At 35.3% G+C, this 23,294-nt stretch carries 23 protein-coding genes and 1 riboswitch; of the genes, 16 read left to right on the top strand and 7 right to left on the bottom strand.

What is annotated here, in order from left to right; genetic code table 11:
* Nucleotides 1–338 precede the first annotated feature (338 nt).
* Entirely contained in the window at nt 339–884 is a 546-nt protein-coding gene (locus J5Y03_RS02845; protein ID WP_209403173.1) for a hypothetical protein, read from the top strand.
* Complete coding sequence (locus J5Y03_RS02840; protein ID WP_209402336.1) at nt 874–2,046, top strand: DEAD/DEAH box helicase; 1,173 nt, start codon at nt 874–876, stop codon at nt 2,044–2,046. The genes J5Y03_RS02845 and J5Y03_RS02840 overlap by 11 nt, the downstream gene beginning before the upstream one ends.
* A 45-nt stretch (nt 2,047–2,091) precedes the next feature.
* Here J5Y03_RS02840 and J5Y03_RS02835 read toward each other — a convergent pair whose 3' ends face one another.
* From J5Y03_RS02835 to J5Y03_RS02825, 3 genes are all read right to left on the bottom strand, one after another.
* Entirely contained in the window at nt 2,092–3,039 is a 948-nt protein-coding gene (locus tag J5Y03_RS02835; protein WP_209402328.1) for an MBL fold metallo-hydrolase, read from the bottom strand.
* A gap of 85 nt (nt 3,040–3,124) precedes the next feature.
* Nucleotides 3,125–3,292, bottom strand: a complete 168-nt coding sequence (locus J5Y03_RS02830; protein ID WP_209402320.1) for a hypothetical protein — start codon at nt 3,290–3,292, stop codon at nt 3,125–3,127.
* A 133-nt stretch (nt 3,293–3,425) separates the two neighbouring features.
* On the bottom strand, nt 3,426–3,635 hold the full coding sequence (locus J5Y03_RS02825; protein WP_209402318.1) for a DUF3925 family protein: 210 nt from the start codon (nt 3,633–3,635) through the stop codon (nt 3,426–3,428).
* Nucleotides 3,636–3,835: 200 nt separating this feature from the next.
* Here J5Y03_RS02825 and J5Y03_RS02820 point away from each other — a divergent pair, with 200 nt between their 5' ends.
* The 11 genes from J5Y03_RS02820 (at nt 3,836) to abc-f (ending at nt 14,620) form a co-directional block, all read left to right on the top strand.
* Nucleotides 3,836–4,318 carry a glutathione peroxidase gene (locus J5Y03_RS02820; protein WP_209402310.1) on the top strand — a complete coding sequence of 161 codons (483 nt, stop codon included), beginning with the start codon at nt 3,836–3,838 and terminating at the stop codon, nt 4,316–4,318.
* A gap of 167 nt (nt 4,319–4,485) precedes the next feature.
* A riboswitch (TPP riboswitch) is annotated at nt 4,486–4,593 on the top strand.
* 125 nt (nt 4,594–4,718) lie between these two features.
* On the top strand, nt 4,719–5,717 hold the full coding sequence (locus tag J5Y03_RS02815; protein ID WP_209402308.1) for an ABC transporter substrate-binding protein: 999 nt from the start codon (nt 4,719–4,721) through the stop codon (nt 5,715–5,717).
* Nucleotides 5,718–5,732: 15 nt separating this feature from the next.
* Entirely contained in the window at nt 5,733–6,026 is a 294-nt protein-coding gene (locus J5Y03_RS02810; protein WP_209402300.1) for a thiamine-binding protein, read from the top strand.
* Complete coding sequence (locus tag J5Y03_RS02805; RefSeq protein ID WP_209402298.1) at nt 6,023–6,787, top strand: ABC transporter permease; 765 nt, start codon at nt 6,023–6,025, stop codon at nt 6,785–6,787. Before J5Y03_RS02810 ends, J5Y03_RS02805 begins: the two co-directional genes overlap by 4 nt.
* Nucleotides 6,784–7,527 (top strand): ABC transporter ATP-binding protein, encoded by a 744-nt coding sequence (locus tag J5Y03_RS02800; protein ID WP_209402296.1) that lies wholly within the window; start codon nt 6,784–6,786, stop codon nt 7,525–7,527. Before J5Y03_RS02805 ends, J5Y03_RS02800 begins: the two co-directional genes overlap by 4 nt.
* Before the next feature lies 1 nt (nt 7,528).
* Nucleotides 7,529–8,308, top strand: a complete 780-nt coding sequence (locus tag J5Y03_RS02795) for a TatD family hydrolase (RefSeq protein WP_209402294.1) — start codon at nt 7,529–7,531, stop codon at nt 8,306–8,308.
* A gap of 135 nt (nt 8,309–8,443) precedes the next feature.
* Nucleotides 8,444–8,542, top strand: a complete 99-nt coding sequence (locus J5Y03_RS19760; RefSeq protein ID WP_245208714.1) for a putative holin-like toxin — start codon at nt 8,444–8,446, stop codon at nt 8,540–8,542.
* A gap of 792 nt (nt 8,543–9,334) precedes the next feature.
* Nucleotides 9,335–9,658 (top strand): hypothetical protein, encoded by a 324-nt coding sequence (locus J5Y03_RS02790; RefSeq protein WP_209402292.1) that lies wholly within the window; start codon nt 9,335–9,337, stop codon nt 9,656–9,658.
* 584 nt (nt 9,659–10,242) lie between these two features.
* Entirely contained in the window at nt 10,243–10,932 is a 690-nt protein-coding gene (locus tag J5Y03_RS02785) for a YukJ family protein (RefSeq protein WP_209402290.1), read from the top strand.
* Between the two features lie 307 nt (nt 10,933–11,239).
* A complete protein-coding gene (locus J5Y03_RS02780) occupies nt 11,240–12,193 on the top strand; it encodes a S8 family peptidase (protein WP_245208713.1) in 954 nt (317 codons plus the stop codon).
* A gap of 810 nt (nt 12,194–13,003) precedes the next feature.
* Nucleotides 13,004–14,620 (top strand): ribosomal protection-like ABC-F family protein, encoded by a 1,617-nt coding sequence (gene abc-f, locus J5Y03_RS02775; protein WP_209402288.1) that lies wholly within the window; start codon nt 13,004–13,006, stop codon nt 14,618–14,620.
* Nucleotides 14,621–14,726: 106 nt separating this feature from the next.
* Here abc-f and katG read toward each other — a convergent pair whose 3' ends face one another.
* Nucleotides 14,727–16,910, bottom strand: coding sequence for a catalase/peroxidase HPI (katG, locus tag J5Y03_RS02770; RefSeq protein ID WP_209402286.1), 2,184 nt, complete (start codon nt 16,908–16,910; stop codon nt 14,727–14,729).
* Between the two features lie 170 nt (nt 16,911–17,080).
* On the opposite strand from katG, the gene J5Y03_RS02765 reads away from it, so the two are divergent.
* Together J5Y03_RS02765 and J5Y03_RS02760 are read left to right on the top strand one after the other, a co-directional pair.
* On the top strand, nt 17,081–17,221 hold the full coding sequence (locus tag J5Y03_RS02765; RefSeq protein ID WP_209402277.1) for a hypothetical protein: 141 nt from the start codon (nt 17,081–17,083) through the stop codon (nt 17,219–17,221).
* Nucleotides 17,222–17,224: 3 nt separating this feature from the next.
* Entirely contained in the window at nt 17,225–18,454 is a 1,230-nt protein-coding gene (locus tag J5Y03_RS02760) for a TolB-like translocation protein (RefSeq protein WP_209402275.1), read from the top strand.
* A gap of 513 nt (nt 18,455–18,967) precedes the next feature.
* Here the strand turns inward: J5Y03_RS02760 and J5Y03_RS02755 are convergent.
* The gene (locus J5Y03_RS02755) at nt 18,968–20,068 is read right to left on the bottom strand and encodes a zinc dependent phospholipase C family protein (protein ID WP_209402273.1); all 1,101 of its coding nucleotides are present in this window, start codon (nt 20,066–20,068) and stop codon (nt 18,968–18,970) included.
* Between the two features lie 504 nt (nt 20,069–20,572).
* On the opposite strand from J5Y03_RS02755, the gene J5Y03_RS02750 reads away from it, so the two are divergent.
* Nucleotides 20,573–21,250, top strand: a complete 678-nt coding sequence (locus J5Y03_RS02750; RefSeq protein WP_209402271.1) for a hypothetical protein — start codon at nt 20,573–20,575, stop codon at nt 21,248–21,250.
* A gap of 160 nt (nt 21,251–21,410) precedes the next feature.
* Here J5Y03_RS02750 and J5Y03_RS02745 read toward each other — a convergent pair whose 3' ends face one another.
* Nucleotides 21,411–22,001 carry a TetR/AcrR family transcriptional regulator gene (locus J5Y03_RS02745; protein ID WP_209402269.1) on the bottom strand — a complete coding sequence of 197 codons (591 nt, stop codon included), beginning with the start codon at nt 21,999–22,001 and terminating at the stop codon, nt 21,411–21,413.
* A gap of 61 nt (nt 22,002–22,062) precedes the next feature.
* Nucleotides 22,063–23,100: an alpha/beta fold hydrolase gene (locus J5Y03_RS02740; RefSeq protein ID WP_209402267.1), complete on the bottom strand. Its 1,038-nt coding sequence runs from the start codon at nt 23,098–23,100 to the stop codon at nt 22,063–22,065.
* Nucleotides 23,101–23,294: the final 194 nt, after the last annotated feature.

Here is a 23,294-nt window from a genome sequence, read left to right as displayed (position 1 = left end):
TGATTGTAAGATGGGATAGCTTTTATTTTTGCTCTTTTCTAGGGGATTTTTTTAAAAGATTGTTGCTTTTAGGTTTTGTAATTTAAAAGACAAAAGTTGATTGGAACGGAAGGGTGACGGGCTTCTGTGGGAAATGCGGGAAGGCTGAGACCCCGCAGGAGCGTATGCGACGAGGAGGCTCAGCTCACGCCCCTAGGAAAGCGAGCATCATGGAGTGGAAATCAACTTACACATTCTTAAATAACAACAAAGTTTAAGAAATCATCCTATTTTTTATATTAAATGTTTACAATATACGTTATAATAGCATTTTCAAGTAGTAATGCTGAGGTGATAGAATGTTTGACCCAACTGCTTTTGATAATATGAAAGTTGTTTTAGAAGGTTCACTTTATGATTTAGATTTATCCGGAGAAATTCGAATTGTTAATCGAGAAGATATCGTAAATCTCGCAAAGATGGACCGTGAGTTTTCAATTACATTTTGTACAAAAAAATTAGAACATAAAGACATAAAGATTACATATAAAATTAACTCAAGTGGACAAGAATTATATAATGAATTGCTTTTAGAACGTGAAGATAGCGGTTGTTATTGTACAATTATCATTGATGGTGATAAATGGTTAAATAAAGAGGATTTAAACCAAAGTAGCATGTTTTTTCAGAAATATTATCCGTATGAAACAGAATCTTGGGTAGAAGAAACAACAATTTCGAGAAAAGATTCAATTGAAAATAAAACTAGTTTAATTGTAAAACCAATTGATAAAATTACAGAAGAAAGAATCGAGTTGCTTGAAGATCTTCTTTTAGCTACGTTAGATATTCTTAAATGGCAAGAAAAACAAGTATATAAAAAGGGGTCTTTAAATGAGTATTGATCAACTAAATGAACGTTTGATAGAGACATTAAGAAAAAATGGAATTGAAAAATATACTGAAGTACAGGAAAAAACGATTCCTGTAATATTAGAAGGAAAAGACATCATCGTTCAATCTCCTACTGGAACTGGCAAAACACTAGCATATGTATTACCTTTACTTCAATCAGTTGATTCATCAGTTGAAGTACCTCAAGTTATGATAATGGCACCAACAAGAGAATTAGTTATGCAGATTTTCCAAGTTGTACAAGAATATGCAAAATCAATGGAAATAAAAGTTGCATCAATCGTTGGTGGAGCGGATGTTAAACGACAAGTTGAAAAATTAAAGGGTCGTCCACAAATAATAGTTGGATCACCTGGTCGAATTGCTCAATTAATCAAAATGAAAAAGCTTAAAATGCATGGTGTTAAGAAAATTGTTTTAGATGAGGTTGACGAATTATTAAAAACAGACGACCAGAAAGAAATTCCCAATATTATTAAAGCAACAATGAAGGATCGTCAGTTGTTATATTTTTCAGCAACCATAACACCTCAAGCAAAAACGTTTGCAAAAAATCAAAATGAACAAGTTGAAGAACTTGTTATTGAACAAAGCTTAGAAGGAAATATTGTCCATGGATATATCCCATGTGATGACAGGGAACAACTGGAAATTTTACGTAGAATAGGCTCCATTCCAAACATGAAGGCTCTTGTATTCAGTAATGATCCTTTTAAACTTGAAGGATACGCAGCTAAACTTAATTTTAGAGGAATTCGTACTGCAATATTACATTCAAAGCTTGGAAAAATGGAAAGAAGTAGAGTGTTAAGTGATTTGCAATCAGGCAAAACAACACTTTTATTTACTACTGACGTTGCAGCTCGAGGAATTGATATTGAAAACTTACCTTATGCAATTACACTAGATGTTCCTGAAAAGGTTGAACAGTATACACATAGAAGTGGTCGAGTTGGACGAATGGGTAATAAAGGTACAGTAGTAAATTTAGTAAATGCTAGGGAACAAAAGCATTTATTAAGTTTAAAAGGAACTCAAAAATTAAACTTTGAGCAATTAACCGTTTTTGGTGGAGATATTGTAAAAGGTGAACAAAAAACTCAACCAAAAGAATCGAATAAACCGAAGAGTAAAAAAATAAGTAAGAAATAAAAATAGGCTATCCTTTGCAAAATTAAGCAGAGGATAGCCTATTTATTAACGGTTTTTTAGCAAGGATAAAATTAAGCCCATTGAGCAAATACTAATATCCATTTGAATATACTCAAAAACAGGATGATCATCATGAATTCCTTTTTGCACTAAATCTTCTTTAATTATTCTGATTAGAGTTAAAGATAATAAATTAGATAGTTCTTCAAATGGCAATTGAGGATCCTTTTGAATGACTTTTTTAGCCTCATCATAGAACAAATCTAAATAACGATAAAAGCTACCTAATGCCTGAATAATATTGTCTGAACTACCATAGTGACCAAAACAAATCTTTGAAGGGTTTAATTCAAGTATTCTCTTTGAAGATTGAATCATTGATTCATAAGAAAATTGATTAGGTGAAGTAGATGGTAACACAAAAGTTAGTCCATTAGATAAAAGTTGGGGGTACAGAACTCCGATCGTATCTCCAGTATAGACATATTGACTCTTTGTATCAAAAATGGATATATGATGCTCCGCATGACCAGGTGTATGAAAAAATTGTAAAGAGCGGTCATGACCAATTTGTAACGATTCTCCATCATTTACAACCTTAATACGGTTTTCATCAACAGGAATAATTGGATCAAATAGCTTATCAAATAGATCACCATATACTTGTTTTGCACTAGCAATTAGTTTGGATGGATTAATTAAATGTTTTGCCCCTTTTGGATGAACAAATAAAGTGGCATTTGGACATTTTTCCATCAATAAACCAGCTCCACCTGAATGATCTAAATGGATATGCGTAACAATTATGTTTTTGATTTGATCTAAATTTACACCTAATTCAGTAAGACCTTTTAGTAAATAATTATGGGAAGGGCTAGCGCTTGTCTCAATAATTGTGACATCGTCATCTAAAATGACATAAGAACCGGTACGCTCCGGAAGTGATAAATCAAATAAATCAATTAAATATGTATTAAAACCTAAGTGATTCATAATTTTCCTCCATATTTATAATAGTTTAGCTCTGTTAAACTGCATAATGGAAAATCACAAGAATAATCTTAATAAACATGAAAATCTATTCTTTTTTTTCTTTAGAAATTATACCGGTAATAACCACTAGGATTAATGCTATGACAGTGACTGTGCCTGTAATTATTTCATCTCTAATAAGTACATGAACAAGAGTTACAATGATAAGAAGTATAATCCAAATATTTTTATAATGTTGCTTAATAAATTTCATGAAATCACCTCTAATTTTAAGTAAAAGTTTACTTTTTAGAAAAAAACGAGGGATTTATCTCTATCAGTAATCAAAGAACTTCATTTATTAAAAAAGTGTAGAAGAGCGATCTTCTACACTAATCTATTCATTATTAATTTGTTGATACTTTCTTTTGAGCAATTTTAAGAGCAAGGTATCCTACAATACTTCCAAATAAAGGTACTAAAAACAGTCCGTGTGAGTTTTCAGTATTGCTATGAAATAATCCATTAATATCAATGAACCATCCAACAACAACTAAAGCCATAACGTAAAGTACGAAATAAAATTCAAAATCTACTAACCCTTTATTCTTTTTCATAAGTAGTCCCTCTTTCTAACCGGTTTTGACATAATTTAGACGAAAATTTGTCACAAAATGTTCATATTTATAGTGTAAGCGAATTCTATTTAATTGTCTAGACGAAAAAGAAGGATGATTTAAAAAATTCCAATCATGTAATTAGACATTTTTCCTAATAATCATTAATATAAAATAAAAAGGATAAAGGGGTTAAAAACATGACCATTTATGATTTTGTTGTGAAGAATAACAAAGGAGAAGATGTTTCTCTTTCAGAATATAAAGATCAAGTTTTAGTCATTGTGAACACAGCAAGTAAATGTGGTTTTACACCTCAATATAAGGAGTTACAAAATTTATACGAACAGTATAAAAGTAAGGGACTTACAATCCTTGCCTTCCCTTGTAATCAATTTATGAAGCAAGAACCAGGCTCTAACGAAGAAATACTTAGTTTTTGTGAATTGAACTACGGTGTGTCATTCCCGGTATTCGCGAAAATTGATGTAAATGGTGAAAATGCTGATCCTTTATTTAAATATCTATCTGAAAAGGCTCCTGGATTAATGGGGTTAAAAGCGATTAAATGGAACTTTACGAAATTCATAATAGATAAAAATGGAAATGTAGTTGAACGTGTAGCACCACAAACAAATCCTATGGACATGAAGGATAAAATTGAAGAATTACTAAATGCCTAGGACCGAAAAGACGAATTGAAAATAATATTTCTGTTAAACTGGCTAATCCTTTTCTCTTAGAAGTTAGAAATTTTGTTAGTTTAATAAACCTAACAATTTACGAATTTTTCGTAATTGGACTAGACGAAACGATCGTTATTTTGTATAGTGTAATAGACAATTGGAGAATTGGAATGTAGGGGGGCCAGTAGTGCTGGCTGAGATAGTATCCAAAGATACTGACCCTTAAACCTGATCTGGTTAGTACCAGCGGAGGGAACATCTTCTAATAGACGAACTTATTCCGTTTATTTTGGATTATTACAACGCTCGGGCTTTCCTGAGCGTTTTTCTTTTTGCTCTTATCTATCTTTCTTTTCCAACTTCATTGTCTACATAATTGTTTAGGAGAGGAAAAACTTTGAAAAAGATTGTTAGTGTATTTTTATCTCTACTACTTGTAGTAGGTTTAGCGGGATGTAGTTCAAACGAAAAAGACAATACATCAAGTAAGAATAAAGCTTTAAAGAAGGTTTCTATTGTTCTTGATTGGACACCGAATACGAATCACACAGGTATTTATGTAGCAAAAGAAAAAGGCTATTTTAAACAACATGGATTAGATGTAAGTATTATAATGCCTGGTAATGCAGGAGCAGATCAGCTTGTTGCATCAGGAAAAGCACAATTTGGTGTGAGTTACCAAGAATCTGTAACACAAGCTAGAATTCAAAGTATTCCATTAGTATCGATCGCAGCTGTTATTCAGCATAATACATCTGGATTTGCATCACCAAAATCAAAAAATATCACTTCACCAAAAGATTTTGCAGGAAAAACATATGGTGGTTGGGGTTCTCCAACTGAAAAGGCTGTTATCTCTTCATTAATGGCTCAACAACATGCGGATGTGAACAAAGTTAAGATTGTTAATATGGGTGACACAGACTTCTTTACTGCAGTAAATCGTGATGTAGATTTTGCATGGATTTATTATGGTTGGACTGGTATCCAAGCAGAATTAAAAAAACAACCAATTAATATGATTTATTTAACGGATTACTCGAAGAAACTTGATTATTACACACCAGTTATTACAACAAATGAAAATATGTTAAAAAATGATCCGAAGACTGTTAAAGAATTTATGGCTGCTCTTTCTGAAGGGTATAATTTTGCGATTAAACATCCAGATGAAAGTGCTGATATTTTAACCAAAGCTGTTCCTGATCTAGATAAAAAACTTGTGAAGAAAAGTCAAGAATGGTTATCACCAAGATATCAAGCTGATGCTCCAAGATGGGGAGAACAAAAATTATCAGTTTGGGAAAATTATAGTAATTGGATGTATGATCACAAGCTTCTTGAAAAGCCATTAGACGCTAAAAAAGCATTTACAAATGATTACTTACCAAAATAAAGGAGACTTTATCATATGGCAAACGCATTAGTTAGTATACAAATAATTCCTAAAGCACACAGTAGTGAAGAGTTATATTCCCTAGTAGATGCTGCAATTGCAGTAATTGATCAAGCAGGGGTCAAATACGAAGTTCATCCACTTGAAACAACAATGGAGGGTGAATTATCAACGTTGCTAAGTGTCATCGAAAAGATGAATAATAAAATGGTCGAACTTGGTAGTCCGAATGTTATTTCTCAAGTTAAAATTTTATTTCAACCAAAAGGAATCACAATGGATACGTTAACGGAGAAGTATCGTCCATGAAGAGGTTAATTGCAAAAGGATGGAGACCATTATTGGTCCTCGTCCTTTTCTTCGTAATTTGGGAATGTACTTCACGTTATAGTCAAATACCAAAATGGCTTCTTCCTGCACCTTCTACCATTTTTAAAGAAGCGTTTACGAATTATAATCTTTTTTTATCTGATACTTTTTCAACCACAAAGTTAGCCGTATCAGGCTATATTATTGGTTCATTAATTGGAATAATCATAGCTGTTTTACTTCATGTCATTCCAGGCATGAAAAATATCTTTTATCCTTATTTAATCCTATCGCAAAATATACCGATTATCGTACTAGCACCACTTCTAGTCGTTTGGTTTGGATTTGGTATCTTACCAAAGATTATCATTATTACGCTTGTATGCTTTTTCCCAATAACAGTTGCTGCGTTAGATGGATTTAAAAATGTACCAAATGATTTAATGCAATATATGAGAATGTCTGGAGCAACTAAATGGCAAATTTTTACGAAAGTAGAGTTTCCTAACGCGTTACCTCCTATTTTTTCTGGATTAAAAATTTCGGCAACATATAGTGTGATGGGAGCGGTCATTTCCGAATGGTTAGGTTCTGATAAGGGAATTGGAGTCTTTATGACTTTATCTTCATCCTCATTCCGAACAGACCGAGTATTCATCGCAATTTTTATTATAATTTTATTAAGTCTGATATTTTATATTGTGATTGTCATAATTGAAAAAAGTATAATAAAGTGGATGCCAAAAGAGGGAAAAAGATGAAAGCAGAACTAAGAGTTGAAAATATCTCAGTCTCATTTCCTAAAACAGGTCAAATTCTGGATTCAATTTCTTTACATGTGAATCAAGGTGAATTTGTTTCAATTATAGGACCTTCAGGAAGTGGGAAAAGTACAATCTTTCAAAGTATTGGAGGAGTTTTGTTACCTGAGAAAGGAGAAATATTCTTAGGTGATAAAAAAATTACTGGTGAAACAGGACATATTAGTTACATGCCACAGCATAACTCTCTCTTACCGTGGAGAAATGTATTACAAAACGTTTTATTAGGGCAAGAATTGCATAAAAAAACAAATTTAGATGAGGCAAAGAGTTGGTTGAGTAAAGTTGGTTTATCAGAGTATGAAAAAGCTTTTCCACATCAACTTTCAGGTGGAATGAAGCAAAGAGTAGCATTTATTCGAGCTCTAATCAGTCCAGCATCTCTAATGCTTCTTGATGAGCCTTTTTCTGCATTAGATGAATTTACGAGACTAGACATGCAAAAATGGTTACTATCTATCTGGGAAAAGGAAAAAAAATCAATCCTGTTTATTACTCATAATATTGAAGAAGCTTTGTTTTTATCAGACCGAATTTATATTTTATCTGAACGACCTGCCAAAATCGTAAAAGAAATTAAGGTAGAATTTCCAAGACCAAGAAATGAAGAGTTACTAATGGATGATTATTTCCAAAAAATGAAAAAAGAAATCTTCGCAGAATTGAAAGGTAGTAGATAATATGAAAGTATTTGATGCTCATATCCATTTTGATAAATATGAAGAAAACGATCGGCAGAAGATAATTGAAAGTTTGTCTTCGAACAAAATTGAAGGGTTAATTAATGTATCGATGGATTTAGCTTCTTGCCAAGAAAATCTAAAGATTGCGGAAGTTAACCCGACAATTTATCCGGCGTTTGGATTTCATCCTGAACAGGCTATACCTTCCGATGGTGATGTAACCGAAATGTTTGATTGGATTGGAAAACATCAAGATAAAATGGTTGCAGTTGGAGAGGTAGGACTTCCATATTACTTAAGAACACAAGAAAATAATTCTAGGTTTCCGTATCAACAATATGTAGATCTGTTAGAAGAGTTTATTAAGTTAGCGAAAAAATTGGATAAACCAATTATTTTACACGCCGTTTATAATGATGCACCTGTTGTGTGTGATTTATTGGAGAAACATACTATTGAACGAGCTCATTTTCATTGGTTTAAAGGTGATCAAAAAACGATGGAGCGGCTCATTCGAAATGGGTTTTATGTATCCTTAACGCCAGATATTCTTTATGAAGAGGAAACGAGAGAGGTTGTTAAAACTTTTCCACTAGATTTAATTATGTCAGAAACAGATGGACCGTGGCCATTTGAAGGTATTTTTACGAATCAAATGACACATCCAAAGATGGTACATCATGTTGTAAGAGAGATTTCTGAAATGAAGAATATTTCGTTGAATGAAGTTTACTCACTATTATATGAAAATGTTAGATGGTTTTATAGAATTAAGTGAAGTATGATTCACGCGAATAGAAGAAAAGTTTGACGAACGTATATTCGCGTTTATTTCAAATATATGGTATAATTTAGAAGTACAGTCTATGGCTGGGTGGGCAGTGGCACTTCCTTATGAAGGGAGGTGACACTTATGTTTACTGTTTACGAAGGGATTAGTCTTATGATTGGTTTCGCTAGTTTAATCGTTGCAGTAATTGCAGTATGTAATTCTTCTGGTAAAAAGAAATAACCCACCCCGCTCTGGTAAAGTAGGTGGATTATTTTGCCCTCTGGCCACTGCACTTCTTGCAGTTAGATGTATAAAGAGCGTCCAGTTGTAGCTGGTGCTCTTTTTTAGTATATGATATCTATTAAAATTATAATCAAAGTTTTTAGGAAAGTAAAGGAACAACCTACTCAACACATGTGGAGTGCTGTTCACTACTAGTAAGGACATATTAATAAGAGATGTGACAGTGAGTATGAAAGCTCCCTCTGTAGAGGGGGCTCATGTTTTATTAATAATTCATCTATTTTATTTGAAGGTGGTATACATCGAAATATAGTTCCAATAGTTGTCTGAGAATTCGGTATTTTCAACCTTTTGGTTTTTGCATAATTGGCTTTTGCAGATGAAGATTACAATAAAGCAAAAAGTAATTTTGAATTAGCACTAGTGAGTAATTTCTAGTGCTTTTTATTTTGTACAGAAAGTAATGACAACAGAAAAAATCTTCAACGTTAGAATTCAAACTTTGTTATGCTTGTTACCTTTTATAAATTATAGAGAGTCGTTACTTTTTTGTTAATTTTTAATGATGTAATGAAAAAGAGCCAGCCCTGAGTATCTCAAGAATGGCAATAAATCAACATTTTGAAGTTATGGGGGAACCCCTGACCTAAACGCTGCCAGGGTGGGTAGTTATATATCCTATAGTTTTCTAATATGCCCGTAGATGCCTTAATTTCCATTTCGAAGTCGAATGGAAAATAGATCAGGATTACTTGGTGACCTAGTTACCAAAGAGGAAATACCTGAAAATTGGGTGATTGGGGGCCAGATAACCTCCCAGATTTATTGTTAATCGTAGCAAGCGATAACGATAGTTTCTTACAAGAAAGATTAAAAATTCTAACTGAAACCATAGATAAAAAAGGAGGAATAAAGTTAACGCATGTAGAAGAAGGAAGAGTAAGTTCAGTCCAACCTGGGCATGAGCACTTCGGATTAAAAGATGGTATCTCGCAACCAGGAATACGTGGATGCATATCAGACATGTCTGAAGATTTTCTAACACCACGCTTTATTGATCCTAAGGACGAACGGGCAAAAATGTTTTCCAGACCAGGTGAAATGCTCATCTGACCTGGTGAATTCGTATTTGGTTACCCAAGCCAAGGGGCATTGGATAGTACAGGGGTATTTAATCCGATGCAAAAAGGAGAAGACATGCTCGTTGATGTGCCCCCTTGGGCCCGAAACGGTTCGTATCTCGTCTTCCGGCGTTTGAGACAGGATTGTTGTGTGGCATTTAGGAATTCCTTGAAAGAACTGGAAATAATGTGAGGTGCCCCTGCCTGCGGTGTTGTTGGAACAACAATCCAGGAAACGTTCTTGTCTGCCGGCCAGTTATACGTAAACCAACGGCGGGTTTCGTTCGAGAAGTCGTATCTCATCTGGCCTTTTCGGCAACCTAGATAATTGGGAAGAAACGGAGGCGCGGGTGTTCTTTCCATCTTCAATCACTTGAGCTATGCAACCGAGGTGCAAAAGCGATTGGTGCCGTATGGTAATTGAATCCTCCATTTCAGTCAATTGATCTTTTTTATTTTACTTTTAATTTCAAACGTACATCATGAAGCGTTATTTAATCGAACTCATAAAAATTATTATCATAGTTAATAAAAATTTTTCTCGACTATTTAAACTATAATGGAGGTTCCAATATTATGCCCTTGTTTAATTACGGTGTATTAAAAGGAAAGGTTTTTGATGTGAGGCCTGTGGATTCAAAAGATAGAACCCCACATTATGAAGTCCATTTAAAAGCAGCTGGAAAGGATTACAGAATTGCAATCAATGTTGCTTCTCAAGATAGTCCCTCAGAGGTTCTATATTATGTAAGTGAAGATTTTAACTCTGATCAGATAACAATTATTCCAACGTTAGAAGAAGGGTTTACTCCAATTACCAGTGATAATCAAAAATTTGCCTTAGATTACATTCGCGGCGGCTTATTTGATCCAAAAAAAATGATTCCTCTCCCAGCTACAGAGGATGGACCAGACAATGACTTAAATGATAAAGTCAACCACTACATAATGGAAGCTAAAAATAAAAATGCTACCGTTTATGCCTACGGAGATAAATTCAAAAATGAAAATTCAAGAGACAAATACTTTCATTTTTCACCAGGGAGAGGTATTCATGATATTCATATGAACCAAGGCAATAGTACTAAGTGGGCGGGTGACGACGGCACATGGCAAGACGGTGCCACTCTTATTCAATTTGAAGAAGAAAATCGATGGGTTGGTATGTTTCTCGCGTTTCAATCCCAATCGTGGTGTACTGATGATGAAGGACATGCGATTAAGCCTGTCAGTGAATGTAACCATAACAATAGCACCAACCAGTAAAAGTTGAAGTTGTTTAAATTGAAATCAGCAATGTTAGGAGTCCCAAGAAATCAAGGGTCTCCCAATTCTTCACTCTAAACCCTATTTTAATTTGCTCTCCTAAATAGAATCATAGAGTTCCGAAAGATAAAGGAATATCTAAGACCATTATGATGTGTTGATTGACTGCTTCCTTAAGAAAGGAAAGCAAGCACAAAGACTGGAATTCTGAAATTTCTTCAATTTTAAAAAATACCATATTTCATACTTTCGTGGATAAAATATTTTGCGAGTGTAAATACCAAAAATTTCGCTTGAGGTGAAACAGTTGAATAACAACGATGAAGTAAAAAATAATGAAGTAAAATTAATACCATATGAAGTGTTAGAGGTAGTTGAAGAGGTGACAGAAATGCCTCCAGGTGTGAAACTAATTAACGCACCAACGGCATGGCAAAAAAGTGATAAGGGTAAGGATATTGTAGTTGCAGTATTAGATACCGGTTGCAAGACGGATCATGTAGATTTAAAAGATCGTATTATCGGCGTACGAAATTTTACAACAGATGATAATAGTGACCCAAATAATGTTTCTGATTATGCGGGCCATGGTACTCATGTTGCGGGTACAATAGCTGCAACAGAAAATAATCAAGGGGTTTTAGGTGTCGCCCCACAGGCTAAACTACTTATTGTAAAAGTTTTGGCCGGAAAAAAAGGTAGTGGGGCGTATGAGTGGATTATTAATGGTATTAATTACGCAGCAAACTGGAAAGGGCCTAATGGAGAAAAAGTACGAGTAATCTCAATGTCCTTAGGAGGACCTCAAGATGTTCCAGAACTTCATGAGGCTGTGAAAAATGCAATAAGTAAAGGTGTTTTAGTTGTCTGTGCCGCCGGAAACAGTGGAGATAATAGACCAGACACAGACGAGTTCGATTACCCAGGAGCTTATCAAGAAGTTGTAGAAGTTGGTGCAGTAGACTTAAATAAAAATATATCAAGATTTAGCGATTCTAACTTAAATGTAGACTTAGTTGCACCGGGAGAAGGAATTCTATCCACCTATAACAACGGAGGATATGCTACGTTAAGTGGAACGTCAATGGCAACTCCACATGTTTCAGGGGGATCTGCCTTAATTATTAAACAAAGTGAAAAAGAATTCGAAAGAACATTATCTGAAGATGAAATTTATGCTCAATTAATTAAAAGAACGGATTCTCTTGGAAATTCTAAGCGTTTTGAAGGGAATGGAATATTAAATTTAGGAAAAGAATAAAAAATTCAAATTTAACTGTCGAATCGATTTCGGCAGTTTTATTATGCCTACCATCAATTGGATATTCAATTTTCTTTACAAAAGTATGAAACATATTTGGTGTAAGCTCCTTTAGGGCTAAAAACTCTTTTTTTAGTGTTTCCTATCTAGCAACGCTTGGGTCGTTCAGGTAGTAAACAGGGCTCCGAGCAAATACTTCAACTTTATAGCACTTAAAAATATACATTTTTACAGACTCTTGCGGGGACAGGTTATTGGGTTCCTTATGAAATCTTTTTTCATCAAATAATCTCGATTTGTTCCGAGGAAAATGGTGTAACCACTGAAAGTTTGATTCAATACATTTTAAATAATGGAATATTTTATTCGTTGAACAGAGACAAAGTTCAACTCCTTATTGAGCATAGGGTAGAAAAGGATATTCTAGAAAGACTTAGAGGATAAGAAGAACTGATTGTTGGTATTGAAGGGGAAAGTTAGAAGGAGATATTATGTAAAACTAAAAGTAATCCTTAATTAAATAATAATGAATTGATTTTTTGGAAAATCCATAATATTATAAAATTATATCTTTGGAAGAAAGGTAAGGTACCGTATAAAATGAAGTAATAATCCTAATTTTTAGACAATATTTTGAAAATTTTATTTTAAAATATATTTCGTCTAGATGGGATTAGTCTGTTCATTTTTAGGTGCCATTTTATTTAAAATGAGAAACACTCTTTTATAATGAGATTCATTCAAAAGGGATGTTTTTTCATTATACCTAAAATTAACTAATCCTCTCTAGAATCCTAGGGAGGTTTTTTGATGTTATTGTTAGCAGCGAGTAAAATAGAAAAAAGTTACGGAGACCGATTAATTATAAAAGTTAATCAACTTACAGTCTATCATGGTGAGCGTATTGGTATTGTAGGGAAGAATGGTGAAGGGAAATCAACATTATTGAAAATATTAGCGAATGAACTTAGGCCTGATCAAGGGACTGTTCAATTATTCTGTCCGATTGCTTATATTCCTCAGCTTGAAGATGTAGATGCAGAAGAGATTGAAAGTAAATTAAAAAGGAGTTGGGGGGTTCCAAAGGGGGAAACAATGAGTGGTGGAGAAAAAACGAGATTAAAAATTGCATCAGCCCTCTCATCGGAAGCCAAATTAATCATTGCTGATGAACCAACTAGTCATTTGGATGTTAATGGAGTCGAAAAATTTGAAAAGGAAATGAGACAATTTGATGGTGGTGTAATCATTATTTCTCATGATCGAGAGCTGTTAAATAAAGTTTGTACATCCATTTGGGAAATAGACAGTGGTACCATTCAATGCTATGAAGGAAACTATAATGATTATGTTGATCAAAAGCAACATAAAAAAGATAGGAAATGGTTCGAGTATGAGCAATATACAAAGGAAAAACATCGTTTAGAACAGGCTACACTCGAAAAAAGTCAAAAGTCTAAGTCATTAAAGAAAGCACCGAGCAGAATGGGGAATTCTGAAGCAAGACTTCACAAAAGAAGTGTAGGTCAGAAAAAGGCAAAATTAGATAAAGGAGTAAAGGCGATCCAAACAAGAATTACCCAACTTGAGAAAAAAGAAAAACCGAAAACAGAAGAGAAAATTATTTTTGATATAAATCAATTTAAGCAAATTCATAGTAAAACAGCAATTTCGTTTAATCAAGTAAGTGCTAAATTTGGTGCACGAATGTTGTTTAGTCATCTAAATGGAGCGATTAAACCTGGTTCAAAAGTTGCTATTATGGGATTCAATGGTGCTGGGAAATCTACATTATTAAACATGATTGCAAACGGTAATGAGGAAATAGACGTTGCAAAATCAGTGTCATTAGGCTTTTTCCACCAACATCTAGAAAATCTTGATGAAAACAAAACGATTTTAGAAAATGTCAAAGAATCGAGTAATTACTCAGAACATTTAATTCGTACAGTTTTATCAAGATTACAGTTTAAGAGAGAAGATGTTCATAAAAAAGTCCTAATGTTAAGTGGAGGAGAAAGAGTTAAAACAGCATTAGTAAAAGTATTTCTTGGAAATTATAATGTTCTATTACTTGATGAACCAACCAATTATTTAGACCTCCCAACTATTGAGGCTTTGCAAGGAGTATTAAAGGATTATCCAGGGACAATTATTTTTGCTACCCACGACCGTTATTTCGTTAAAAATTTGGCAACCCATATCCTTACTATACAAATCAATAATTCATATCTAAAAGAATGTGACTCCTTACATGAGTCGAAAAAGATTGTTACTAGACGGGAGAAAGAAGATTATTTAATCGCAATTGAAATGGAGTTAACAGAGACATTAAGTAAATTATCTATGACAAGTAATAAAGAAGAAAAGCAATTACTTGAAGTAAAGTATTTGGAATTGTTAAGGAAAAAACAGCTAATCGAGTAGTCATTTATGTTTCTATTTTGATTATTTGTCTATTTTTCACAAGGAAAACCGCCATCGATATAGGATGGCGGTATTATTTAAGCTTAAATTTCCTGTCAGCCCAAGATTACTTTAAATCAAAACGATCTGCATTCATTACCTTGACCCAGGCAGCTATAAAGTCATTTACAAACTTACTTTTGTTATCGTCTTGAGCATAAACTTCTACAATGGAACGTAGTACTGAGTTTGAACCGAACACTAGGTCAACCCTAGTTGCTGTGCGTACTACCTCACCTGATTTGCGATCACTTCCTTCAAATACGCCTCCGTCTACTGGCTTCCATGCTACTCCTATATCAAGCAAATTAACAAAGAAGTCGTTAGTAAGAGTGCCTACTCGATCAGTAAAAACTCCGTGATGTGTACCACCGTAGTTAGTACCTAGGACGCGCATGCCACCAACAAGTGCAGTCATTTCTGGTGCTGTAAGGTTAAGTAATTGTGCTTTGTCTACTAATAACTCTTCTACGCTTACACTATACTGCTTTTTCTGATAGTTGCGGAAACCATCAGCGAAAGGCTCTAGCACTGCAAAGCTCTCTAAATCGGTTTGCTCTTGTGTAGAATCTCCACGTCCTGGAGCAAAAGGAACGGTTACATCAAAGCCTGCATCTCGTGCAGCTTTTTCTACTGCGGCACTACCACCAAGTACAATTAGGTCGGCCATGCTAACTTTTAAATCTAGATGATTTTGAATGTTTTCTAGAACAGTAAGCACATTTGTAAGTTGTTCAGGCTGATTCACTTCCCAATCTTTCTGTGGAGCAAGACGGATGCGAGCACCATTAGCACCGCCACGCATATCTGAGCCACGGAAGGTACTTGCTGAAGCCCAAGCAGTTGTTACTAGCTCGCTGATTGTAAGTCCTGAGTCTAGGATCATTACTTTAATCTTTTCTACTTCTGATGCTGTTAATTCATAATCAACAGCAGGTACAGGATCTTGCCAGATAAGAACTTCTTCTGGAACCTCTGGGCCAAGATATCTTGCACGAGGACCCATGTCACGGTGTGTTAGTTTGAACCATGCACGAGCGAATGCATCTGCAAATTCTTCTGGATTCTCATGGAAACGACGAGAAATCTTTTCGTAAGTTGGATCCATACGTAAAGCCATATCTGCGGTAGTCATCATAGTCGGAACACGAACTGATGAATCTTCTGCATCTGGGGCAAGATCCTTCTCAGCAGGATTTACAGCAATCCACTGATATGCGCCTGCAGGGCTCTTTGAGAGCTCCCATTCATATCCAAACAATAAATCAAAGAATCCATTATCCCACTGTGTTGGATTAGCAGTCCAAGCGCCTTCAATACCGCTTGTGATGGTATCACGACCTTTGCCAGTACCATGTGTGCTTAGCCAACCTAAGCCTTGCGCTTCAATAGGAGAAGCTTCTGGATCTGGACCTACAAGAGCAGCGTCTCCTGCACCGTGTGCCTTACCAAAAGTATGTCCTCCAGCTACTAGTGTAACTGTTTCCTCATCGTTCATTCCCATACGTGCAAAGGTTTCACGTATGTCACTTCCACTAGAAAGTGGATCGGGATTACCGTTTGGACCTTCAGGGTTAACATAGATAAGTCCCATCTGAACAGCAGCAAGTGGGTTCTCAAGATCACGATCGCCTTTGTAACGGTTATCACCTAACCATTCCGTTTCAGTACCCCAGTAAATGTCTTCTTCTGGATGCCAAACGTCTGGTCGTCCTCCTCCAAAACCAAATGTCTTTCCGCCCATTGATTCTATCGCAACATTTCCAGTTAAAATAAACAAGTCTGCCCAAGAGATTTTGTTGCCATACTTTTGCTTAATCGGCCATAGTAACCGGCGAGCTTTATCGAGATTACCATTGTCAGGCCAGCTGTTAAGTGGAGCAAAACGCTGTGTGCCAGTTCCAGCACCTCCACGGCCGTCACCTGTACGATATGTACCAGCGGAGTGCCAAGCCATACGAATAAAGAACGGACCATAATGTCCATAGTCAGCAGGCCACCAATCTTGACTGGTTGTCATTAGATCGTGAAGATCCTGTTTAAGAGAGTAGTAGTCTAGCTTTTTGAATTCTTCTGCATAATTAAAGTCCTCTCCCATAGGATTAGATTTTCTGTCATGTTGATGTAGAATATTTAAGTTCAACTGGTTTGGCCACCAGTCTCTGTTTGATGTACCACTAGATTTGTTAGTAGTAGCACCTCCGTGCATTACTGGGCACTTCCCTGTGTTAACTGTGTTATTAGTATCCATATGTATTTCTCCCATCCTTGTAAATTTAGAAAATCATTATGATTCTAGTCGTAAGAAAGCTACAACCTAGATTATAATAATTATTATATAATAAATATAATAAACTATGACTTGAATTGAAAGAAAAAAGACTTTTCAGATTAAAATATATGCTTCCAGCAGGACCAAATATGAATTTCAATGAAGTTCGAAATGGTGAAAAAGGAAAGAAAAAAAGAAGTACGTTCATAAAAAACATAAATAAAAGAAAACTAACATCAAATTGGAAACGTCCCATTAATAATAAGGACATTTTATTACAAGGAGAATGATTAATGGCAACCATTAGGATTTTACTATTCATAATATTAATAAGCATTACCTTCTCCAAAAATGCTTTTGCTGAAGTTCCTCTTAAAGCTGCATTTATCCGTGATCATCAGCTATGGATAAAAGACGGCGATAAAGAAATACAGATTACAAAAGATCGATATGTGTATTCTCAAAAATGGTCATATGACGGTCGGTTTATTGGTTATATCGACGGTGATGACCAAGGGCAAAAATCAGATTTATTCATTTATGATACAAAGGAAAAAGAAAGTTACCAGCCTTATTTTAGAGTCGAAGCAACTGACTTTAAATGGTCTCCAAACCAAAATCAATTAGCCTACATTGATCATGGATTATTAAATGTAACAAAAACAAAGAATGGTCTTCCGCAAGGGTTTGAAAATGTCTCACTTGGGGTTAGTGGTTATGAATGGTTTCCGAACGGGAGAGAATTTATTGTTTCCTCACAATCTAGTTTACGTCCTACAGGATGGGGACCAATACCACTTTATAGAATTCCAGTCGATGCAAAACTTAATGCAGATAAAATGAAACATTTTTATACTATTCAAACAAAAGCACCTAATTTGTTTGCCATTATGGCTGATTATTTTAAGTGGAGTTCTGATGGGAAATGGGTTAGTTTTCTTGGCATACCTACAGCTTCTTGGTCCATGGATAGCAATCCGTTATGTGTTTTATCATCACAAGGTAGAAACTTTCAAGCAGTAGGAAAAATGCTAGGTTACCAAGACTGGTTTAAGTGGGCACCAAATGCTAATCAATTAGCCTATATATCAGGAGAAGGAAGATTTTTCGTTGAAAACAAGAAAATGACGATTGCTGAAATGCCAACATCTATACAACAAAAGGAATACACACCTAAAGGATTTGTAGATCTCGATTTGGAATGGTTCTCTAATGATTTGGTAATTGTGGCACGTGCGAAAGAGAACAAGGAGTGGAAGGAAGGACCTGTACCAACCATGTTTACATCACTTTATGTTATTAATATTAGAACAGCAGACCAAAAACAAATCACTTTTCCGAAGAGGAATGAGCTTGATGAAGATCCTCAGGTTGTTGGATCTTATCTTACTTGGTTTCGAAAGATAGTAGAGGGAAATAAAGGTGATGTATGGGTAAAAGATGCTTTAAATGGTCATGAGAAGATTTGGCTAAAAAATGTAGATTCCACTCCAATGTTTTTTATATCGAAGCAAAGGACTTAAGAATATGTTAATTAAATTATATTCAGCAAACGGGAGGAATTGTTGAAAATGAAAAGGCAATTCAAAATCAAAATGTACTCTTTAGAGGTGAACTTTTACAAGTGTCTGTCTGTTAATAAATTAAATATTACCCCACCTGAATAAAATTAGACTTTGATGGGGGAATATGGAAGAGTAATAATTATTAATGAATTACTTCTAAACCGGAAAACTACCAAAGATTAACTAGAAGACCATAGGTCATGAGAAATGTTTATTTCAAAATAAATTTATTATTTATATTGGGACTATATGATGATGTATGCCATCGAGGCGAAATGAAAAAACAGGAAGCAAAATGCTCCGTGTCCCACAGATACATCAATATCTTACTCTCCGTAAAAGCCTGATTGGTTCAACTTACTATCAGTGGGAGATGTAGAAAACTCCCACTGATTTAAATTACCGAAACCATCAACATTTCCTGAAACAACTGTCGATGCTCCGTTAAATGAATTATTTGTGTACGTTAACCTACTGTATTTTTTCTATTTTAAGACTCGAAATTGTTTTGTTGAGATTGTCCAAATCGCTCGCATCAGCTGTTAGCACTTTCGATGCTCCGCTGTAATTGGCATTCGCAAAGACAGTTACTTGATAGCCTGGTGCAATATGAATTGAAGAAATTGCATCATTGCCAATGCCTTTTACGAGCTGGTTATAATCATAATTTCCAGAACCGAGTAATTCTGATGCACCGCTAAAAGCAGTTTCACTGTAAACAGTCACAGGCGTTTCAACACCGTTTAAGCGAAAAAACATATTTATGAATCCTGCGGTCTCACGCTCTGCTTGGTTCAGCTGATTAAGGATTGGAGCTTTTACGACGCTTTTCCACATGTCGGAATAATAATTACTGTAAGCCGCTTGCCAGAACCAATTAATGATAGAATCATTCCATACCTGAGGCATAACTGATTTCGCTTGTACTGCAGCTTGATGAATCCATAGCTCAGGATCATTTGAAGGCACCAAATTATATAGACCTGAATCTGGAACTGTCACTTGATCTTGAATAAGTTCGGAAAATGATTCGAGTTTCGAATGATATCCAGGTGCGTGATGATCAAGATTAGAAATATTTGAAGCATGAAGAGGCATTGTAGCATCTGTAAAATAGTGCAAAGATAACCCTAAGTTATAGAATGCATTGTAAAAATCACCATTTTTGTAGTAGTTCGATGCTAGATTAAAATACTTCGCCCCTGATTGGCGTGCTGTTGGATAAGACAGTCCCGCATAATTCGTTTTCGTGTCCGGATCATAAAAGTGGGACATAAATGTGCTAGTATCATAGTAAGGATTAATGTGATCAGCATCGTACAAGCCTTGCTCCCAACGATCACGAAACTGTTCAAGCAGAGTGGCAGGCTTGTTAATTTCAGGATCTGCATTGCTGGAAATAAGTTTGACACCGTTGTTTACGATAAAAAGATGTGTACTTTGATCTTGATTATGCGGATCATCACAAGACCACGCGAAAGCTTTTTGAAAACTGCCGAATAATGAAGTGACGGTAATTGCACTTACGGCAACTAATGACATTATTTTTTTAGTTCCAATACGTTTTTTCATCATATATCTTCCCTTTGTTTTTTGTTGTTATACCGGTATAATGCTGATTATAATGAATTTTCAAATTTTTGTCTGTTTTTGATGAAAAATGACGAAAAAATACCTAATACATAATGCAAATGACATGAAAAAGGTATTAAAAAAATGATTTAGATTGAACGAAAAACAGGGTATTTTTGCCAATATTTGTTCCAGCATTAATAGTACTACCTAAAATTATGTCAAAACGATTGGTGGTTTGGATGATACCTCAGCGAAAAGATCATTTAACCAGTACCTTAAACCAAAACGGCCGAGATGCCGTTTTTTCTTTTTCGGTTGAAGGGGCTTCATCAAGCTTTTCCATCCCAATTAGATTTCGATTCTCCCGTAAATTGCTGTTAGAAAGTTGAATGGAACTATTGTAACCTGCTCGAAATTGATATAAGATTATGAATTGAAAGAATATTAAGTTAAAAATTGTGGTGTTTTCCATTAATTAACATACAGAGGAGTAAAGATGAAATGAAAAAAGCTCTCGTGGCTTCTATAACCGGTGCAGCATTATTATTTGGTATCAGTACTGGCGTTTACGCCGGTTCCAATCTGAAGAAGATTGAAGCTTATCTCGATGGAAATGTAAAAATACGTGTAAATGGCAAACTAGCGCAGTTCAATGACAGCAAAGGCCTTGCTCTTCAGCCGATTTCTTACAAGGGCAGTATTTACGTTCCGATTCAAGGCATTGGCAGCGTACTGAATGTACCCGTCGTTACGGATGCCAAAAGCAAAGAAATTATCGTTGGCGAAAAAGTGAACGGCACTCCCGTGAAATCCGAGAATTTCCACAATACGAACTACTCTAAGGATCCAAAACAAACGACTTACAAAGGTACGAATTATAAAGAAGTTCTTTATAATCATTTGGACGATGGTGGAGCTCCTTTCTTCTATTTTACGCCTAACAAAAAATATAAGAAGCTCGTACTTAAGATTGCCGCGATTGACGGGAACTTAACCAATATCAAAATATCCGACTTGGATACAAACGCGCTTCTCAAAGATGTAGGAACAATTACGCCGGAAGACGGCCTGAAAGAGATTCAAATCGACATCGGTGGCGTCAAGACGGTTGCGGTTAACCTTCAAGTCAGCAAGAATGCTGGGTATATGGTCCCACTCATCGCTTCTTACTTTAAGTAACAGTAAAAAACGGCTAATCCTCAAAACATGTTAAACGTTTCGCGGGTTAGCCGTTCTTATTTTATAATAAATGACTATTTTGACCTATGTTAAATGCTCTAGAACCAGAGCATTTTCTTTGAGGGAGATTCTATAAAAGAACATTACTTAGATTAGAAGATTAATTTGTCAAAACCCGCATCAACACATCAACATCTGGCAACCCATACTCTTTATCCACTTCATCTTGAGTGAGAAGACTGTTGATAATTGTAAAATACCAGGACAGCAACTTTCTTGGATCTCCAGATGAAAACTCACCGGATTCCTGACCTTTAACAAAGACAGGAATGAGCGGATCAATCAGAACGTTTGTGGAAACCTCTGAGAAGATCTGCGTGACTTTTTCCGGAACATCATTTGCCGTTCGCGCCCTTTCCATCAGCATAAAAGCGTACATTTTGTTTTCATCCATCATGTGTTTCGTTAAGTTTCTAATTTGCTCGAATGGTGTTCCAGGTAAGGATGGAGCTAGCTTAAGTTCCCTTTTTGCTTCATCCATCAATTCTTGGACAATGGTTGTGTAAAGCTCCTTTTTAGATTGAAAATAGCGGTAAATAAGTCCCTCGCTAATACCTGCTTCCTCGGCAATGACGCTGGTTTTTGTTCCAGTATATCCACGGCGAGCAAACACTTTTAGTGCCGCCTGTTTAATTTGCTCTCTACGGTCATCACGAATTTGATTAAGCTTCTCTTTGTTTAATGGAGACAATCGTTCCAACCTCCAAATCATTGAAAAATAGTATATTCATTATATCATAAATTGAAAATTGTTAGTTAGAAGTCGGGACAATTAGAGGACGTACTCTTGTTAACAACTCCTCAAGGAACTGATCGGCACGGGCAAAGCATGCTAAATGGCCGGCGTTCTTGATGAGAACAAATTCCTTATGAGGAGCTTCTATCTCGTTGTAATAAAGTTTTGCCAATTCAGTCGGAGTGATTATGTCATTATCTCCATGAATAATAAAGATTGGAAGCTCAAATTGCATCCCGACCTTTTTAAAATCAAAGTTTATTAATTCAGCAAATAGATGGTCAAGAGAAAAACTCATGCCTTTAAAAATATCCATAATATCTTTTATTTTATGTTCCGGGGATGAAATCAAAGAGGGTAAAATTAAGTCTGTAATCATATTTGGAACATCTCTAATGGCCTTTACAAGAATTCGATTCCGCTTATCGACATCCTTACGACTTATCTGGGATCGATCTGCTTCCATTTTTTCAAGAAATTGTACCCCCTTTGAATTTCCTGATTTGCGGACAGCATTCACCGATATTTCATGCAAAAGATTTTGTGAATCCGGGGCATTCTGATCTGTACCTACATACGCATAAAAAAGATCTGGACGACGATTTGCCATCATGATACCAATTAGGCTTCCCGCAGAGCTTCCGATGAGAACGACTTTTGGCTGGCCGAGCTTCTCGGTCAAGTATTCCGCCACCTCTATCCCATCCTTGGCAAGGAGTTCAAAAGTGATGGTTCCACAACTGTCTTTTCCATTCTTCCCGAAAGTTTTTCCTGCCCCGCGTTGATCCCATTGAACAACAGTGAAGTGTTTTTCCCATGAACGTAATAATGGATTAAAAACGGAATAGGTAGAAGCCGGTCCGCCATGTATTAATAATAAAATGGGGTTGTTCCGATCCTCACCCCGTATGCTAATCCATTGGTCAATGCCGCCAATTTTAATATAACTGCTTTCAACAATGCTGTTCGGAGTTTTAATCTGAAGTAATTTAGCATTCTGACTTTGATTACGTTTTCTCATAATGATTTGCTGAAGGATATTGTTTTTGCCCATTTTTATTTACCTTCTTTCGTTTGTTTATGAGTGAGTGACTTACTCATTATTAGAATGGGGTATTTTTAAGTTGATGTCAATGGGAAAATTTATTATAAACAGAAAAATAGAAATATTGACTAAATCTCTTGAAAAAGGGTTAAATAAAAGGGAGTATTAAATATTTTTTTAGAAAAATAATTTAATGAATCATT

The organism is Gottfriedia endophytica (assembly GCF_017814275.1).
GTDB lineage: Bacteria > Bacillota > Bacilli > Bacillales > Bacillaceae_G > Gottfriedia > Gottfriedia endophytica.
This window is presented reverse-complemented; position numbering and strand designations above follow the sequence as displayed.